The organism is Nitrobacter sp. CN101 (assembly GCF_055390255.1).
This window is the reverse complement of record NZ_AP038833.1, coordinates 473,329-489,530: the sequence shown is the minus strand read 5'-3', so window position 1 is coordinate 489,530 and position 16,202 is coordinate 473,329. Positions and strand designations below refer to the sequence as shown.

The following is a 16,202-nucleotide window of genomic DNA, read 5'->3' as shown; positions in this document are numbered from 1 at the left end:
GATGTGCAGGCTTACTCTGCCGCCTCCTTAGCCGCCGGAGCCGCGGCCTTGACCTCGGCATCGACGTCGTTCTCGAATCTACTGAAATTCTTCCGGAACATGTCGACCAGGGCGCGCGCGGTCCTGTCGAACTCGACCTTATCGGCCCAGGTCTTGATCGGATCGAGGATATGCGGCTCGACGCCTGGTACCGAGGTTGGGACTGCGAACCCGAAATATCTGTCATTGTGAAACTGGACGTCGCGCAAGGAGCCGTCGAGCGCTGCGCCGAGCAGAGCGCGCGTGACCCTGATTGGCATGCGACGGCCGGTCCCGTATTTGCCCCCGGTCCAACCGGTGTTCACCAGCCAACAATCGACCTTGTGCTTCGCGATCAAGGCGCGCAGCATGTTGCCGTAGACGCTGGGATCGCGCGGCAAGAACGGCGAGCCGAAGCAGGTGGAGAATTCTGGCTGCGGCTCGTTGCCGAGGTCACGCTCAGTTCCCGCTACCTTCGCGGTGTAACCCGAAAGAAAATGATACATTGCCTGCGCCGGCGTCAGCCTGGCGATGGGCGGCAGTACGCCAAAGGCGTCAGCGGCCAGCATGATCAGATTTTTTGGCTGGCCGGCACAGCCTGTCAAAGACGCGTTCGGAATGAATTCGAGCGGATAGGCCGAACGGGTGTTCTCGGTCTTCGAGTCGTCATTGAAATCAGGTACCCGCGTGGCTTCGTCGTGTACAACATTCTCAAGCACTGCGCCGAAGCGTTTCGAAGCGGCGTAAATCTCGGGTTCGGCCTCCTGCGACAGCCTGATGCATTTGGCGTAGCAGCCGCCCTCGAAATTGAAGATGCCGTCCTTGCTCCAGCCGTGCTCATCGTCACCGATCAGCGTGCGTTTGGGATCGGCGGACAGCGTGGTCTTTCCCGTTCCCGAGAGGCCGAAGAAGATCGCGCTGTCACCGCCGGGGCCGACATTGGCCGAGCAGTGCATCGGCAACACGCCCTTGTCGGGCAGATGGTAGTTCAGCGTGGTGAAGATGCTTTTCTTCATCTCCCCGGCATAGTGAGATCCGCCGATGAGAATGATCTTGCGGATGAAATCGATGGCCACAACGTTCTCCGAGCGAACGCCATGCCGTTTGGGATCGGCGCGGAAGCTCGGCAGGTCGATGACGGTCAGTTCAGGTACGAAATTGGTAAGTTCCGATATCTCCGGCCGGCGCAATAGGGTGCGAATAAAAAGCGAATGCCAGGCCAGCTCGGTGAAAACGCGGGTCTTGATGCGGAAATTTGGATCGGCACCGCCATAGAGGTCCTGTGCGAACAGCGTCTTGTTCCCGGCGTGCTCAAGAAAGTCGGAATACAACGCGCCGAATTGCCCCGACGTCATCGACTGGTTGCCTGCCCACCATATATTTTTATCGGTGGCCGCATCGCGGACCACGAATTTATCCTTGGGGCTTCGGCCGGTGAAGATACCGGTCTCCGCGCATAACGCGCCATCCGCATTCAGCATCGCTTCGCCTGTACGTAGAGCATGCTCGTAGAGCTGCGGCGCGCCAAAATTCCAGTACACGGCCTTGAGATTTTTTAGGCCGAACTTTTCGGCGCCGAAGGTGCCGTTACGCACGCCTGTCTCAGGCACGGAGAATTCCTCCTCGTCGAATCCGCATCGCAGGGCGCGATCATAACCAATCGCGCTTCCGCAGCGATGTCTAAATTATAGCCGTCCAGAGCCGGCATCGATCAAGGCCAAACTCATCTGGCCAATCCTGGCTTACTCCAGGGGATTCGGATCAAGGCTATGCTGACGCGCGGGCCTTTTCCGCCAGTTCCTTCAAGATAACGCGAAGTTCATCGGGGGCGACGATCCGCCGCGGAAAATCAAGGCGCAACGCATCACGCTTGTCGGCACTCATGTCCAAGCCGTCGGGATCGCAGCCAGTGCAGCGCCAATCGGCCGTCTCCGCGCCGAGCAATCGCGTTGCATAAAGATTCAAGGCGTCGCGATGATCGCTATTCATATGTTCGATCGCAGTTTGTTCGGCCGCGACCAACGCGTCCGCGCCCTCAAGGCTGGTCAGAACCTTTTCTGGTCTGAGATCAACAATCCGCCCGAAACCCGCCACCAAATGAATGCCGGTTAGCCGAATCCGGAAGAACGAAAAATCATTGAAATCCGCGAAAGATTCCGCCGAGGGGTGAACGTTCAGATAGCGTCTTCGCAGGATTGCCTTGAGTTCCCCATCCGCCTCCTCGGCTGTTCCCGCGACCATGATCCGGGAGCCTTCCAGAGGGTCGCCGGCTGCGCGCTCGTCCAGCATCAGCGACACCCTGGGGTCGGCGAGCAGATTTTTCGTATGCACCGCAAGGCGTGAAATCAAAAGAATTGGTGAACCATCGTAATGGCTTGCGACATTCACAAGGGAGCAATAAGGGTCGCCGCTAGCGGTCATTAAGGTTGCCAGCGCGCCTTGCCGGCTGCGGCGTAGCAGGGATCTGGTCAGGTTTGCGGCTGTGAAATTGGCGGTCGGCTGCATGGCTTATATCCTCAAATTTGAAAAACCACCTTTTCAGGGCTAAACTGATAACCGAACAGAGTGGGAACAGCAGGGCCTTTCGCACGTTTAAAGAGCCTCGGTCACACTTCAGCCTCGCTTGCATTGCTCGTTGACTGCGTTCTTAAGGTCACACCAATGGCAGACGGTCGAATTGTTCGCCTCTCGCCACCCGCTTCGGAAAGCAGGCATATGCCCACAATTGCTTTGGTCGATGACGACCGCAACATTCTCACATCGGTGTCGATTGCGCTCGAAGCCGAAGGCTATCGCATCATGACTTATACCGATGGAGCGTCGGCACTCGACGGCTTCCGCACCAGCCAGCCGGACCTTGCGATCCTCGACATCAAGATGCCGCGCATGGACGGAATGGAGACACTGCGACGACTGCGTCAGAAATCCGACCTGCCCGTTATTTTCCTCACCTCCAAAGACGAAGAGATTGATGAACTGTTCGGCCTCAAGATGGGTGCCGACGATTTCATCCGCAAGCCGTTCTCGCAACGGTTGCTGGTCGAGCGCGTCAAAGCGGTTTTGCGCCGAGCCTGCCCGAAAGATCCTGCCGCCGTACCCAAGGAGAGCGACGCAAAGGCGCTCGACCGTGGCCTGCTGCGCATGGACCCGGAGCGCCACACCTGCACCTGGAAGAACGAGCCCGTCACCCTGACCGTCACGGAGTTCCTTATCTTGCAAGCGCTGGCGACACGCCCCGGCGTCGTCAAAAGTCGCAACGCGCTGATGGACGCCGCCTACGATGATCAGGTCTACGTCGATGACCGCACCATCGACAGCCACATCAAGCGACTGCGCAAGAAGTTCAAGGTCGTCGACGACGACTTCGAAATGATCGAAACCCTGTACGGCGTGGGTTACCGCTTCAGGGAAACCTGATAACATCGTTATGGGCGCGCGGCCCGTGAACCGGATGTTCAATGGCATGTCCGGTTTGCTTTCGGTGTGAGTGCAAACGTTCGTCGTCCTAGCCGCATCTTCAGCGACAAACGCGAAGCGTTTACGCGGGAATGACCAGCAATAGTGAATTTGGTGCAACCGGGCAGTTTCAGTCCTTGCTTGATCGAACGCAGCCTGATTTGAATCCCGAGACCGAGGACACCTCACAAGTCCTGGCGGCGGAAGGTCTTGCCGATCAGGCCCAACGGACGCCGCCCTGGCAACGGCCGCTTGGCTGGCTGAGGCGCGCAGGCCAGTTTCTCTTCACGCTCAGCTTTTCGAGCCTGACCCGCCGCATCGTATCGCTTAATCTCGCCGGCCTGATCGCGCTGGTCGCCAGCATTCTCTATCTCTCACAATTCCGCGCCGGCCTGATCGATGCGCGCGCGCAAAGTTTGCTGGTACAGGGCGAGATCATAGCCAGCGCCATTGCCGCCTCGGCCACGGTCGAGACCAACACGATTACAATCGATACGGATCGCCTGCTCGATCTCAAGCCCGGCGAGAGCTATGGGGCACCGGACGAAATTTCAGGGCTGGATTTTCCAATCAATCCCGAGCGCGTCGCTCCCGTGCTGCGGCGGCTGATCTCTCCGACCAAAACGCGCGCGCGCATCTACGACCGCGACGGTGTGCTGATCCTCGACAGCCGCAGCCTTTTTCGTCGCGGCGATGTCATACGTTTCGAACTGCCGCCTCCGACCGACGTCAAACCCGGCTTCGTGGAACGCACCACGATCGCGATCCGCACCTGGCTCAATCGCGGCGATCTTCCGCTCTATCGTGAGCTCGGTCCCGAAAACGGCAACGGCTATCAGGAGGTTGCGCAGTCGTTAAAGGGTGAGAAATCCAGCATGGTGCGCATTAACGATCGGGGCGAAATCATCGTTTCGGTCGCCGTTCCGGTCGAACGCCCCCGCTCCACCATTTTCGGCTCGCTGATGCTATCCACTCAAGGCGACGATATCGACCAGATGGTCATGGCGGAACGGCTGGCAATCCTGAAAGTATTCGGCGTTGCCATGATCGTCATGATCGTGCTGTCGCTGCTGCTCGCAAGCACCATCGCCGGACCGGTACGACGGCTCGCAGACAGTGCGGAGCGTGTGCGACGCCGTATCAAGACGCGCATCGAGATTCCCGACTTCACTCGCCGCCGCGACGAAATCGGTCACCTATCCGGCGCGCTGCGCGACATGACCGACGCGCTCTACAACCGTATCGAGGCGATCGAGACCTTCGCGGCCGACGTTTCCCATGAACTGAAAAATCCCCTCACCTCGCTGCGCTCCGCGGTGGAGACCCTGCCGCTCGCGAAGACCGACACCAGCCGCAGCCGACTACTGGAAGTCATCGAGCACGATGTCCGCCGGCTTGATCGACTGATCTCCGACATATCCGACGCAAGCCGACTCGACGCCGAGCTACAACGGCAGGATGAGGCGCCCGTCGATATCCAGCGTCTTTTGACCATGCTTATATCGGTCGCGAACGAAACCAAGCTCGGCCGCGACATCAGTGTCGACGTGCGCTTCGAGGGCAGTCGCACCTTCTCGGTGCCGGGGCATGACTTGCGACTGGGACAGGTGATATCCAACCTCCTGACCAATGCTCAATCGTTTTCGAAACCCGGCGGCCGTGTGCGCATCGTGTGTCGCCGCTTGAAATCCGAAATCGAGATCGTCGTGGACGACGACGGCCCCGGCATTCGCCCCGACGCGTTGGAGCGCGTGTTCGAACGCTTCTACACCGACCGACCCGACCAGGGTTTCGGTCAGAACTCCGGTCTTGGCCTTTCGATTTCGAAACAGATCATCGAAGCGCATCGCGGACGGATCTGGGCTGAAAACCGCCCCGGACCGACTGATGCCCATGGCGACATCCGGATCGCCGGCGCGCGTTTCATCGTCCGGCTTCCCGCATCATGATCGCGTCGTCCGGACCGACGATCCATGGCTCCGCGGTTCTGGTGGGAGATCGCGCCGTTCTGATCCGCGGCCCCTCCGGCGCCGGCAAGTCTCGTCTCGCCTTCGACCTCATCCTCGCCGGCCGCAGCCGCCAGCTCCCCGTAACGACGCTGGTCGGCGATGACCGCCTCTTCGTGACGCCGCTTCATGATGGGCTACTCGTCAGGCCCGCGCCTGAGCTTGAGGGAATGATAGAAATCCGTGGGTTCGGGATTCGCCGGTGCGCTTTCGTGGCGGAGGCACAGGTCGGCTTGGTGATCGATCTCGAGGCGCCCGACGCGGAGCGCTTGCCGCCGCCAAAAGCACTGCGAACCACCATATTAGGGGTCGATCTGGCCCGAATTCCGGTTGCTGCTACTTTTTCGCCACTTCCGATAGCCATCGCCGCGCTGACGACTATTCCGGGTTGCAGCGACACTCGTTCCACCACCGATTGTCCCGAGGAATCCGGTAACCATATAAGTCCTACTACAGCCATGGAGTAAACCATCCCGGCTTTCAGAGCGGACCCGCTTTTCAGGGAAAAACCTAGCACTCCCCCTTGCGTGAGAGCTCTGGATGGTCAATGTGGCCTGTTCGTGCGGTGCACCAAAAGCACCCGCGAGGAGTTTTCAATGATTGGTCTGGTACTTGTGACCCACGGGCGCCTTGCCGATGAGTTCAAGGCGGCACTCGAGCATGTAATGGGCCCGCAAAAGCAAATCGAAGCCATCACCATCGGCGCCGAGGACGATGCCGATCTGTGCCGGGGCGATATCATCGAAGCCGTCAATCGCGTCGACAGCGGCAACGGGGTTGCCATTCTCACCGACATGTTCGGCGGTACGCCTTCAAACCTCGCGATCTCTTGCATGAGCCGGCCCAAGGTCGAGGTGCTCGCAGGCATCAACCTTCCCATGCTCGTAAAGCTTGCCAAGGTGCGCAACGATCTCCCGCTGCCGGAAGCCATCGCGGCGGCGCAGGAAGCCGGACGTAAATACGTGACGATCGCCAGCCGGGTACTCGCCGGGAAATGACCGGGCAGCCTGACGACGCAGCCCCCTCGGGTCCCCCACCGACGGTGAGCGAGGCATCTCCTACCGGAACGGTCTCCTGCGAAATTTCGATCATCAACAAGCGCGGCCTTCATGCGAGGGCGTCCGCGAAATTCGTACACCTGGTCGAACGCTTCCACGCCGACGTTCGCGTAACGCGCAATGGCGAGACGGTCGGAGGCAATTCGATCATGGGATTGATGATGCTGTCCGCGGGAATCGGAACGACGATCATCGTTTCGGCAACTGGTCCTGAGGCGAAAGCGGCAGTCGACGCGATCACAGAGCTCGTCGGCAATAAATTCAACGAGGACGAGTGATCGTCTTCTCACTCTTGCCCTTAAGACAGCCGTCAGAAAGCGTTTCCCGAGGTTGACGCTTGCTTGCCCGCCGTTCGGGCGGGTGCTATCCCGCGCCCCATGACGACCAGTGCCGCCGGTTTGCAGTTCCTGCAGCAATTGCAGCGTTTTTCGAACGAAGTTTGCGCCGGTTCGAAAACGCATCAAATCACAATCAAGGAGCCCCGCTTCTGTTTCCATCAGAAGCGGAAAGGTTCTAGAGGTTGCCGTAATGTCTGACGAGCTTCAAAAGCAGGGCACGCCCCCCACTGCAAACATCCGCAACTTTTCCATCGTCGCCCATATCGATCATGGCAAGTCAACGCTGGCTGACCGCCTGATCCAAATAACCGGCGGCCTGACCGATCGAGAGATGGCGGGCAAGGAGCAGGTGCTCGATTCGATGGACATCGAGCGCGAGCGCGGCATCACCATCAAGGCGCAAACGGTGCGTCTGAAATACCGCGCCAAAGACGGCAAGGATTATGTCTTCAACCTGATGGATACGCCCGGACACGTCGACTTCGCTTACGAGGTTTCGCGTTCACTCGCTGCTTGTGAAGGTTCGCTACTGGTGGTGGATGCGAGCCAGGGCGTGGAGGCGCAAACGCTCGCCAACGTCTATCAGGCGCTCGACAACAACCACGAGATCGTGCCCGTCCTCAACAAGGTTGATCTGCCTGCGGCCGAGCCGGATAAGGTGAAGCAACAGATCGAGGACGTGATTGGAATCGACGCCTCGGACGCGGTGATGATCTCGGCCAAAACCGGCCTTGGCGTGCCCGATGTCCTGGAGGCCATCGTCACCCGGCTGCCACCGCCGAAAGGCGACCGCGACGCCACGCTGAAGGCGCTCCTGGTCGATAGCTGGTACGACGTCTACCTCGGCGTGGTCGTGCTGATCCGCATCATCGACGGCGTGCTCAAGAAGGGCAGCCGCATCCGCATGATGGGCACTAACGCGGCTTACGATGTCGAGCGCGTGGGCTTCTTCACGCCGAAAATGCAACAGGTCGACGAACTCGGCCCCGGCGAGATCGGCTTTATCACAGCCGCCATCAAGGAAGTCGCAGACACCCGCGTCGGCGACACCATCACCGACGACCGTCGACCGGTGGCGGAGATGCTGCCCGGCTTCAAGCCGGCGATTCCCGTGGTATTCTGCGGCCTGTTCCCGGTGGACGCCGACGATTTCGAGACGCTGCGTGCCGCGATGGGCAAGCTGCGTCTCAACGACGCCAGCTTCTCATTTGAAATGGAAACCTCCGCCGCGCTCGGCTTCGGCTTTCGCTGCGGCTTCCTCGGCCTGTTGCATCTTGAGATCATCCAGGAACGGCTCTCCCGGGAGTTCGATCTCAACCTGATCGCGACCGCTCCGAGCGTCATCTACAAGATGAAACTGACCGACGGCGGCGAGATCGAGATCCACAATCCGATCGACATGCCGGACGTGGTGAAGATCGCCGAGATCGAGGAGCCGTGGATCGAGGCCACCATCCTCACGCCCGACGATTATCTCGGCAGCGTGCTGAAGCTTTGCCAGGATCGCCGCGGCGTGCAGAAAGAGCTCACCTATGTCGGCGCACGCGCGATGGTGAAATACGATCTGCCGCTCAACGAAGTCGTGTTCGACTTTTACGACCGGCTCAAGTCCGTCTCCAAGGGCTACGCCTCGTTCGATTATCATCTCACCGATTACAAACCGGCCGACCTCGTGAAGATGCAGATTCTCGTCAACGCCGAGCCGGTCGATGCGTTGTCCATGCTGGTGCATCGTACCCGCGCCGAAGGCCGCGGCCGCGCCATGGTCGAGAAGATGAAAGAGTTGATCCCGCCGCACATGTTCCAGATTCCGATCCAGGCGGCAATCGGAGGCAAGGTCATCGCGCGCGAGACGGTGCGCGCGCTGCGCAAGGACGTCACCGCGAAGTGCTACGGCGGCGATGTCAGCCGCAAGAGAAAACTTCTCGAGAAGCAGAAGGAAGGCAAGAAGAAGATGCGGCAGTTCGGCAAGGTCGATATTCCGCAGGAAGCCTTCATCGCCGCGCTGAAGGTCGATAGCTGAGGCAATCAGTCGCTGGGGTTGTATTTTTTACGTGCGCCGAAGAGTCTGCCTCTCCATCCCATCCTATAGTCATAGCCATCACGACGAGCCATGTGATGGAAATCATCAAGTTCAGAATCTGCTCACCTTTTGAGCAGAAACTGCCATTTAGGCAACTCGGCGACATAAAACCCATAATCAGCATGGCAACCAAGACGCCCAAAAGAACAAAAAATACTAATAGCAGATAAGCGCAAATGACCGCCATTCGGCGCCAATGAGACGGCATGTTCGCGCCCTGAGAATTCGTTCGTTCGGTGATGTACTGATGGGGCGAGGCCTTTGCTGGATCACGAATTTGCACGGTCGATCGCGTCAGCAGATCGTGCACTGCTTGATTTCGTCGTGTCGCCAAGATGACAATGAATGAATACCAGCCGAGTAGAAATTTAATGACTGCACGAACAGCGGCTTTAAGAAAGCTAACATTGCCCCGACTATGATCGTCGACGATCTTAACGTTAGCGAAATAGTGCCCGACCGTCCCGCCGGCTTTACGTATCTACTCACTTCACGAATCAAAGCGGGAGCTTGATCCGCCATTTTCTCGGTTCGCTTCTTCCGCTATCATTTCGCCCGATGATCTTGCGCCGCCTGATTCTCACGCCCGGCCTGTTTGCCGCTGCCGTCGTGGCCGTCATTGCGACGGCACCTCCCGCGATCGCGCAAGACAAAGGCACGCTGAACCCGAAGCCATTGCCGCCGTTGGCCAATCCGGACGATCCCACGCTCGGCGCCAAGCAACTGTTCGGCCGCAAGATGCTTCCGGCTGCCGGCGCGCCATACGTCATCGGCTATTATGCGCGGGGCTGCATGGCCGGGGCCGAGGCGCTGCCGATCACCGGGCCGACCTGGCAGGTGATGCGACTGTCGCGCAACCGCAACTGGGCGCATCCGGCTATGGTGGCGTTGCTTGAACGACTGTCGGCGAGGGCGCGCAAAGACGCCGGCTGGCCGGGGCTTCTGGTCGGCGACATGGCCCAACCACGCGGCGGTCCGATGCTTTCCGGTCATGCCAGCCACCAAATCGGACTCGATGCCGACGTCTGGCTCACGCCAATGCCGGACCGGCTTTTGTCGCGCAACGAGCGCGAGGAGATGTCCGCGGTCATGATGGTGCGCCACGACCGCCTGGATATCGATCCCCACGCCTGGACGCCGAGTCACCTCAGCGTCATCCGTGCCGCTGCCAGGGAGCCGTCGGTCGAGCGCATTTTCGTCAATGCCGCGATCAAGAAGGCGCTGTGCCGCGAGGCCAAAGGCGACCGCAGTTGGCTCTCGAAGGTTCGCCCCATGTACGGCCACGACTATCACTTCCATATTCGCATCAAGTGTCCGCCGGGCAACCCTCAGTGCGAATCCCAAACTCCGCCAGAGCCGAAAGACGGATGCGGCGAGCACGATTTGGCCTATTGGTTCAGCGACGCCGTGCTGCATCCGAAACCGCCGAAGGTGCCGCCGAAACCCAAACCCCCGATCACGTTGTCACAACTACCCGCGAACTGCCGTCAGGTTCTGGCTGCGCCGGATGCCAGCCACTAGCAGTCGCCACGAAGGGTGTGTCCGGGGAATTCATGACCGCCCACGGCCGTTGGTGGAAAAGAGTTGGCTCGCCCTTCTCGCGCCTGGAAACGCTAAAGGTTAGCGGCTCAGCCAGAGCCTACATCCACTTCCCCTTTCAAAAAAACCAGTGGCCACCGCTCTTTACGTACGCGTCGTACGGCTGATACTGTCGCCAAAGCGATCTTCCGGCTGGCCGTAAGCCTCCTGGAAACCATGGAACGGCGCTTCCACTGATCGTCATGTCAATCCCTTGCATCGTCTGCGCGGTCACTCGCGCCGGACCGATTTGGAGCGCCTTATGAAGACATTCACCCATTCATTGTTCTCGGCATTGCTGGTCGGTGCCCTCCTCGCCGTGCCGGCCACTGCCAAGGATGCCAAACCCTCGGCCATGGCGCCCGCCGCCGCACAGGACAAGACGCTGACCGTGTTCGCAGCCGCCTCGATGAAGAACGCGCTTGACGAGGTCGACAACGCCTACACCGCAAAGTCCGGCGTAAAGATCGTTGCGAGCTATGCGGCGAGTTCGGCGCTTGCCAAGCAGATCGAACAGGGTGCGCCGGCCGATGTTTTCATGTCAGCCGATACAACGTGGATGGACTACGTGAAGGACAAGAAGTCCATCAACGAGCCGACGCGCGTCGACCTGCTCGGCAACAGCATCGTGCTGATCGCGCCGAAGGATTCGAAGATCGACAAAGTCACCATCGACCAGGGCTTTGATCTTGCCAAGCTCGCAGGCGACGGCAAGGTCACGACCGGCGATGTCAAGTCCGTACCCGTCGGCAAATATGCCAAGGCGGCGCTGGAAAAACTCGGCGCATGGGCCGCGGTAGAACCGAAAATGGCGATGGCGGAGAACGTTCGCGCAGCGCTGGCGCTGGTGGCGCGAAACGAAGCCGTGCTGGGCATCGTCTATTCAACCGACGCCAAGGTCGAGCCCGGCGTAAAGATCGTCGGCATGTTCCCGGCGTCCTCGCATCCGGCGATCGTCTACCCGGTCGCGGCCACCTCCAACGCTCATAAGGACGCAGCGGATTATCTTGCTTTCCTGCGCAGTTCGGAAGCCAAGGCGATCTTCGAGAAATACGGCTTCTCGTTCCTGGTCAGCCCGACCACCTAAAACTGAATAATGTCGCCGTCGCCTTCCCTCCCCCGCTTGCGGGGGAGGGATATGCTTCGTCGCAATCCAGACGACGCAAGCGCATGATCCGCCAAAGTGGGTAGTGGGTTTGGCCAAAAGATCATGCGCATTCTGATATTTTTTGAAGCGCGGTCGTATGCAAAACCGGAATCCACTTTGCTGATTGCGCTCCTGGCGTCGCCCTTGCGCCAAGAGCAGATTTGGCTTCGCCAAATTTATCTCGACCTCCTCACGACAACAATAATACCGAGACCACATGTTTGACATTTCGCCAACCGAATGGATAGCGATCCTGCTTTCGCTCAAGGTCTCTGTGGTCGCGACGCTGTTCGCGACACCGATCGGCATCGGATTGGCATGGGCGCTGGCGCGGTACGAATTCTGGGGCAAATCGATTATCGACGCCGCCGTCCATCTGCCGCTGGTGCTGCCTCCTGTCGTGACCGGCTATCTGCTGCTTCTGACCTTCGGCAGACGCGGGCTGGTCGGCGAGTGGCTTGCCGATCATCTCGGGATCGTTTTCGCATTTCGCTGGACCGGCGCAGCGCTTGCCTGTGGCGTGATGTCGTTCCCGCTGCTGGTGCGGCCAATCCGGCTGTCGATCGAAGCCGTCGACCGGCGGCTGGAACAGGCCGCGAGCACGCTCGGGGCTTCGGCATGGCAGGTCTTCGCCACCGTGACGCTGCCGCTGGCTTTGCCAGGCATTCTGGCCGGCATGGTGCTCGGCTTTGCGAAAGCGATCGGCGAATTCGGCGCGACCATCACATTCGTCTCCAATATTCCCGGTGAAACCCAGACCATTTCCGCAGCGATCTATTCGCTGATCCAGACGCCAGATGGCGATACGGCGGCGCTGCGGCTGGTGGTCGTGTCGATTGCCCTATCGATGGCGGCGCTGGTCGCCTCTGAGCTGTTCGCACGGCGCGCGACACGTCGGCTGCACGGAAACTGATCATGCTGCGTGTCGAGGTGTCGAAACAACTTGGCAGTTTCTCGGTCGATGTCGCATTTGCGAGCGAAGGCCGCGTCACCGGCCTTTTCGGGGCATCAGGCTCGGGCAAGACATCGCTGATCAACATGATCGCGGGGTTGCAGACACCGGATCGCGGCGTGATCTCCGTCGACGGCGACGTGCTTGACGATACCGACCAACAGCTTCATCTCGCCGTGCATCGCCGGCGCATCGGCTATGTCTTCCAGGATGCTCGGCTTTTTCCGCATCTCGATGTGCGCAGGAACCTCGACTACGGGCGCCGGATGAACCACCTCACCCGCGACAGCGCGCAAGAAGCCCGGCTGAACGAAATGCTCAATATCGGTCATTTGCTGGATCGCCGGCCCGGCCAGCTCTCCGGCGGCGAGCGCCAGCGAGTGGCGCTCGGCCGTGCGCTGCTGACGCGGCCCCGTCTCCTGTTGATGGACGAACCGATGGGAGCACTGGATGAGGATCGCAAGGCGGAAATCCTGCCCTACCTGATCCGGCTGCGCGACGAAACCGGCGTGCCGATGGTCTACGTCACCCACGATCCTGATGAATTGCGCCAGCTCGCTTCGCAAGTCGTGATTCTGAAGCGCGGACGCGTCGCCGCCTTCGGCGGCCCAGAGGTCCTACCCGCCTAGCGCGTATTCCGCAAAATTGCGCTACCGGTTCTGAGATGTGAATGCACGCTAGTTATTGATTGAGAGCATTTTCGGTCAAGTCCCTGCAACCGACGACCAGGCCTTTGCCGCCTTCTGCCTGAACGCGCCCATTCTGGTCAGCGGCGGCAGCTTCTCCTCGTCTTCGGGTAAACGAAGTCCGACTGCGTTGACGCGGCCTTCGCTGATATTGCGTGCGACGAGAACGATAGTGTCAAGCGGCAGGACCGCACCCTTTTTCGGTGCGTGGTCGAGATGAACATCGAAGTAGTCCGCCAGCGTCAACTGCCCGGCGGTCGGATCGACGGAAATGCCATAGATCTGCGCGATATCGCCAAGGGTGATTTCGCCCGAGACCAGGAAATCGCCAAGCAGATGCGGGTCTGGTGACGCCATCGGCTGCATGTCCACAAAAAAGCGGTCGAGTGCCTCGGCCTTTTCCGGCGGCGCCAGCAGATAGAGGTAGTCTCCCGCTGTGATCGGATCGGCCTCGGCGGGTGTTAGAATTTTTTCATTGCGGATCACGAGCGTCGGCTTCGACCATGACGGAATCAGCCCGCGCCGAAGGAACAGGCTCATTGGTCGCACGGCATAGCCGACCAACTGCTGTTCGAGCTGTCCTGGCAAATCAAGTTCGACCCGACGTGGCCCACGGTCGGCACGCGGCAGCGCCACATGCAGCAGCCGGGCAGCCGGAGCAAGCGTCCAGCCCTGCAGCAAAAGCGAGATGATCACCACGACGAATGCGACATCGAAGTACAGATACGCCTTCGACAGCCCGACCAGCATCGGAATCGAGGCAAGAAAGATTGCAACCGCGCCCCGCAGCCCGGTCCAGGCGATGAACAGCTTTTCCCGCCAATTGAAAGGAAATGGCGCGAGGCAAAGGAACACCGCGAGCGGCCGCGCCACCAGCATCAGCACGAGCGCGACCATCACCGCCGGCACGACGCTGTCCAGCAAACGGTACGGCGAGACCAGCAAGCCGAGCAGCACGAACATCACGATCTGCGCCAGCCAGGTCGCGGCGTCGAGGAACGTCACCACGGAGTTGTGGGCGCGGGTCGGACGGTTGCCGATGATAATTCCCGCGAGATAAACCGCGAGAAACCCGGACGCATGGGATATCTGCGCCACCCCGAAGATCACGAGCGCTGCGGTCGTGACGAACGGCGCATGCAGCCCCTGGGGCAGCGCCACCCGGTTAAGCGCCACCACCACGAGCCGCCCGCCGATCACGCCGACGATGCCGCCAAGCATGGACTCCCGGAGGAACTCAAGCACCACATGCCAGACCGAGCTGTCGCCGACCGAGATCAGCTCGACCAACATCAACGTAAGAAACACCGCGAAGGGATCGTTGGTGCCAGACTCCGCTTCCAGCGTCGCACCGACGCGCGGACGCAGCCGTAGCCCTTGCGCGTGGACCAGCAAGAATACCGCGGCCGCGTCGGTGGAGGCGACGACCGCACCGATCAGCAGCGCCTCGGTCCAGTTGAGATCGAGCGCATATTTGGCGACTGGCGCCGTGACCAGCGCGGTCAGCAGCACACCGAGGGTAGCGAGCACCATCGAGGGCGCCAGGACCGTGCGGATGCTCTGGAACCGCGTCTTCAGACCGCCGTCGAACAGAATCAGCGCCAGTGCGGCTGACCCGACAAGGTAGGTGTTTTGGACATCGCTGAACGTCAGGCCCCCAGGCCCGGAATCACCTGCCAACATGCCGATGAACAGAAAGACGAGCAGCAAGGGGGCGCCAAACCGCAACGCCAACAGGCTCGACAGAATTCCGGCCATGACCAGAATCGCGCCGAGCAGGATGGCCAGACTGACCGAATCCAGAGATGCCATCAGACGTCCGAAGCGGTAAACACTAGCATTTTCATCCTTATCGCCGCCGCCGCGGCGCGCCAATCGATTTCTGCCGGTCGGCCTCGTTTGAGGCTTCAGCTTGCGCTGGCAGCGCCATCCATTAGATTAGGAGGCAACAACTCCTTTCATCCGGACTCAGACCACCTGATGAGCTACGTCGAAGCCTCCGAACCCCCCCTGCGAAAGACCGGACAGATTAAACTGCACGGCCCGAGCGGATTCGCCGGGATGCGCAAGGCCGGTGCTCTGACGGCGCGCTGTCTCGACGAACTCGCCGATCTCGTGAAGCCTGGCATCCTCACCTCGCAGATTGACGATTTTGTCCGTGAATTCGCCTTCAGCCACGGCGCCTACCCGGCAACGCTGATGTATCGTGGCTATCGCTACTCGACTTGCACGTCGGTCAATCACGTGGTCTGTCACGGGATGCCCGGCGATCGCATCCTGAAAGAGGGCGATATCGTCAACGTGGACGTCACTTTTATCGTTGATAGCTGGTACGGCGATTCCAGTCGCATGTACTCGGTTGGCCCGATTGCACGCAAGGCCGAACGGCTGATCGAGATTACCTATGAAGCGATGATGCGCGGCATCGCGGCGGTCAAGCCCGGCGCGACGACCGGCGACATCGGTCACGCCATCCAGAGCTTCGTCGAACCCCAAGGCATGAGCGTTGTCCGCGATTTCTGCGGCCACGGACTCGGCCGCATATTCCACGACGAACCGAACATCATCCATGTCGGCCGGCCCGGCGAGGGCGTCCGGCTCAGGCCCGGGATGTTCTTTACCATCGAGCCGATGATTAACCTGGGCAAACCGCACGTGAAAATCCTGTCGGACGGCTGGACCGCCGTAACCCGCGATCGTTCGCTGTCGGCGCAGTTCGAGCATTCGGTCGGCGTGACCCAGACAGGAGTTGAGATCTTCACGCTGTCGCCAGGTAAACTCGACAAGCCGGCCTGCGGGAGCTGAACCTCGGGTCCAGCAAAGATCGCGTTGGACCACCTGTTCTTTCGTGACACGCATCCCTGAATTGGGGTTGCAAAT

At 60.1% G+C, this 16,202-nt stretch carries 15 protein-coding genes and 1 pseudogene; 11 read left to right on the top strand and 5 right to left on the bottom strand.

Going from position 1 to position 16,202, the window contains the following annotated elements:
- Positions 1 to 11 precede the first annotated feature (11 nt).
- Both ACZ5IL_RS02290 and ACZ5IL_RS02285 read right to left on the bottom strand, forming a co-directional pair.
- The gene (locus ACZ5IL_RS02290; RefSeq protein ID WP_464594920.1) at positions 12 to 1,628 is read right to left on the bottom strand and encodes a phosphoenolpyruvate carboxykinase; all 1,617 of its coding nucleotides are present in this window, start codon (positions 1,626 to 1,628) and stop codon (positions 12 to 14) included.
- Positions 1,629 to 1,785: 157 nt separating this feature from the next.
- A complete protein-coding gene (locus ACZ5IL_RS02285; RefSeq protein ID WP_464594918.1) occupies positions 1,786 to 2,523 on the bottom strand; it encodes a HugZ family pyridoxamine 5'-phosphate oxidase in 738 nt (245 codons plus the stop codon).
- Positions 2,524 to 2,733: 210 nt separating this feature from the next.
- Between ACZ5IL_RS02285 and ACZ5IL_RS02280 the strand changes: the two genes are divergently transcribed.
- The 6 genes from ACZ5IL_RS02280 (at position 2,734) to lepA (ending at position 8,899) form a co-directional block, all read left to right on the top strand.
- Positions 2,734 to 3,435, top strand: a complete 702-nt coding sequence (locus ACZ5IL_RS02280) for a response regulator transcription factor (RefSeq protein WP_079445423.1) — start codon at positions 2,734 to 2,736, stop codon at positions 3,433 to 3,435.
- A gap of 176 nt (positions 3,436 to 3,611) precedes the next feature.
- Positions 3,612 to 5,423, top strand: coding sequence for a stimulus-sensing domain-containing protein (locus tag ACZ5IL_RS02275; RefSeq protein ID WP_464596979.1), 1,812 nt, complete (start codon positions 3,612 to 3,614; stop codon positions 5,421 to 5,423).
- A complete protein-coding gene (locus ACZ5IL_RS02270) occupies positions 5,420 to 5,947 on the top strand; it encodes an HPr kinase/phosphorylase (protein ID WP_464594917.1) in 528 nt (175 codons plus the stop codon). The genes ACZ5IL_RS02275 and ACZ5IL_RS02270 overlap by 4 nt, the downstream gene beginning before the upstream one ends.
- A gap of 129 nt (positions 5,948 to 6,076) precedes the next feature.
- Positions 6,077 to 6,478, top strand: coding sequence for a PTS sugar transporter subunit IIA (locus ACZ5IL_RS02265; RefSeq protein ID WP_079445421.1), 402 nt, complete (start codon positions 6,077 to 6,079; stop codon positions 6,476 to 6,478).
- Positions 6,475 to 6,816, top strand: coding sequence for an HPr family phosphocarrier protein (locus ACZ5IL_RS02260; protein WP_464594915.1), 342 nt, complete (start codon positions 6,475 to 6,477; stop codon positions 6,814 to 6,816). Before ACZ5IL_RS02265 ends, ACZ5IL_RS02260 begins: the two co-directional genes overlap by 4 nt.
- A 250-nt stretch (positions 6,817 to 7,066) precedes the next feature.
- Complete coding sequence (lepA, locus tag ACZ5IL_RS02255) at positions 7,067 to 8,899, top strand: translation elongation factor 4 (protein ID WP_425907642.1); 1,833 nt, start codon at positions 7,067 to 7,069, stop codon at positions 8,897 to 8,899.
- Here the strand turns inward: lepA and ACZ5IL_RS02250 are convergent.
- Together ACZ5IL_RS02250 and ACZ5IL_RS02245 are read right to left on the bottom strand one after the other, a co-directional pair.
- Positions 8,871 to 9,269: a hypothetical protein gene (locus tag ACZ5IL_RS02250; protein WP_464594913.1), complete on the bottom strand. Its 399-nt coding sequence runs from the start codon at positions 9,267 to 9,269 to the stop codon at positions 8,871 to 8,873. The two genes, lepA and ACZ5IL_RS02250, sit on opposite strands and share 29 nt — an antisense overlap.
- Positions 9,270 to 9,311: 42 nt before the next feature.
- Positions 9,312 to 9,392, bottom strand: a pseudogene (locus tag ACZ5IL_RS02245) (hypothetical protein); the annotation flags it as partial.
- Between the two features lie 125 nt (positions 9,393 to 9,517).
- Between ACZ5IL_RS02245 and mepA the strand changes: the two are divergent.
- The 4 genes from mepA (at position 9,518) to modC (ending at position 13,265) form a co-directional block, all read left to right on the top strand.
- Positions 9,518 to 10,480: a penicillin-insensitive murein endopeptidase gene (gene mepA / locus ACZ5IL_RS02240; RefSeq protein WP_464594912.1), complete on the top strand. Its 963-nt coding sequence runs from the start codon at positions 9,518 to 9,520 to the stop codon at positions 10,478 to 10,480.
- Between the two features lie 319 nt (positions 10,481 to 10,799).
- Complete coding sequence (gene modA, locus ACZ5IL_RS02235) at positions 10,800 to 11,624, top strand: molybdate ABC transporter substrate-binding protein (protein ID WP_464594911.1); 825 nt, start codon at positions 10,800 to 10,802, stop codon at positions 11,622 to 11,624.
- A gap of 277 nt (positions 11,625 to 11,901) precedes the next feature.
- On the top strand, positions 11,902 to 12,597 hold the full coding sequence (gene modB, locus ACZ5IL_RS02230) for a molybdate ABC transporter permease subunit (protein WP_464594909.1): 696 nt from the start codon (positions 11,902 to 11,904) through the stop codon (positions 12,595 to 12,597).
- Positions 12,598 to 12,599: 2 nt separating this feature from the next.
- On the top strand, positions 12,600 to 13,265 hold the full coding sequence (modC, locus tag ACZ5IL_RS02225) for a molybdenum ABC transporter ATP-binding protein (RefSeq protein WP_464594907.1): 666 nt from the start codon (positions 12,600 to 12,602) through the stop codon (positions 13,263 to 13,265).
- Positions 13,266 to 13,340: 75 nt separating this feature from the next.
- Here modC and ACZ5IL_RS02220 read toward each other — a convergent pair whose 3' ends face one another.
- Entirely contained in the window at positions 13,341 to 15,134 is a 1,794-nt protein-coding gene (locus ACZ5IL_RS02220; protein ID WP_464594906.1) for a potassium/proton antiporter, read from the bottom strand.
- A gap of 168 nt (positions 15,135 to 15,302) precedes the next feature.
- Here ACZ5IL_RS02220 and map point away from each other — a divergent pair, with 168 nt between their 5' ends.
- Positions 15,303 to 16,127 (top strand): type I methionyl aminopeptidase, encoded by an 825-nt coding sequence (gene map, locus ACZ5IL_RS02215; RefSeq protein WP_464594904.1) that lies wholly within the window; start codon positions 15,303 to 15,305, stop codon positions 16,125 to 16,127.
- The last annotated feature ends 75 nt before the right edge of the window (positions 16,128 to 16,202 follow it).

Excerpts from the sequence above, each read along its gene's own strand:
- ACZ5IL_RS02285 (WP_464594918.1), bottom strand. The coding sequence starts at position 2,523 with ATGCAGCCGACCGCCAATTTCACAGCCGCAAACCTGACCAGATCCCTG.
- ACZ5IL_RS02280 (WP_079445423.1), top strand. The coding sequence starts at position 2,734 with ATGCCCACAATTGCTTTGGTCGATGACGACCGCAACATTCTCACATCG.
- ACZ5IL_RS02270 (WP_464594917.1), top strand. The coding sequence starts at position 5,420 with ATGATCGCGTCGTCCGGACCGACGATCCATGGCTCCGCGGTTCTGGTG.
- ACZ5IL_RS02265 (WP_079445421.1), top strand. The coding sequence starts at position 6,077 with ATGATTGGTCTGGTACTTGTGACCCACGGGCGCCTTGCCGATGAGTTC.
- ACZ5IL_RS02260 (WP_464594915.1), top strand. The coding sequence starts at position 6,475 with ATGACCGGGCAGCCTGACGACGCAGCCCCCTCGGGTCCCCCACCGACG.
- lepA (WP_425907642.1), top strand. The coding sequence starts at position 7,067 with ATGTCTGACGAGCTTCAAAAGCAGGGCACGCCCCCCACTGCAAACATC.
- mepA (WP_464594912.1), top strand. The coding sequence starts at position 9,518 with ATGATCTTGCGCCGCCTGATTCTCACGCCCGGCCTGTTTGCCGCTGCC.
- modA (WP_464594911.1), top strand. The coding sequence starts at position 10,800 with ATGAAGACATTCACCCATTCATTGTTCTCGGCATTGCTGGTCGGTGCC.
- modB (WP_464594909.1), top strand. The coding sequence starts at position 11,902 with ATGTTTGACATTTCGCCAACCGAATGGATAGCGATCCTGCTTTCGCTC.
- modC (WP_464594907.1), top strand. The coding sequence starts at position 12,600 with ATGCTGCGTGTCGAGGTGTCGAAACAACTTGGCAGTTTCTCGGTCGAT.
- ACZ5IL_RS02220 (WP_464594906.1), bottom strand. The coding sequence starts at position 15,134 with ATGGCATCTCTGGATTCGGTCAGTCTGGCCATCCTGCTCGGCGCGATT.
- map (WP_464594904.1), top strand. The coding sequence starts at position 15,303 with ATGAGCTACGTCGAAGCCTCCGAACCCCCCCTGCGAAAGACCGGACAG.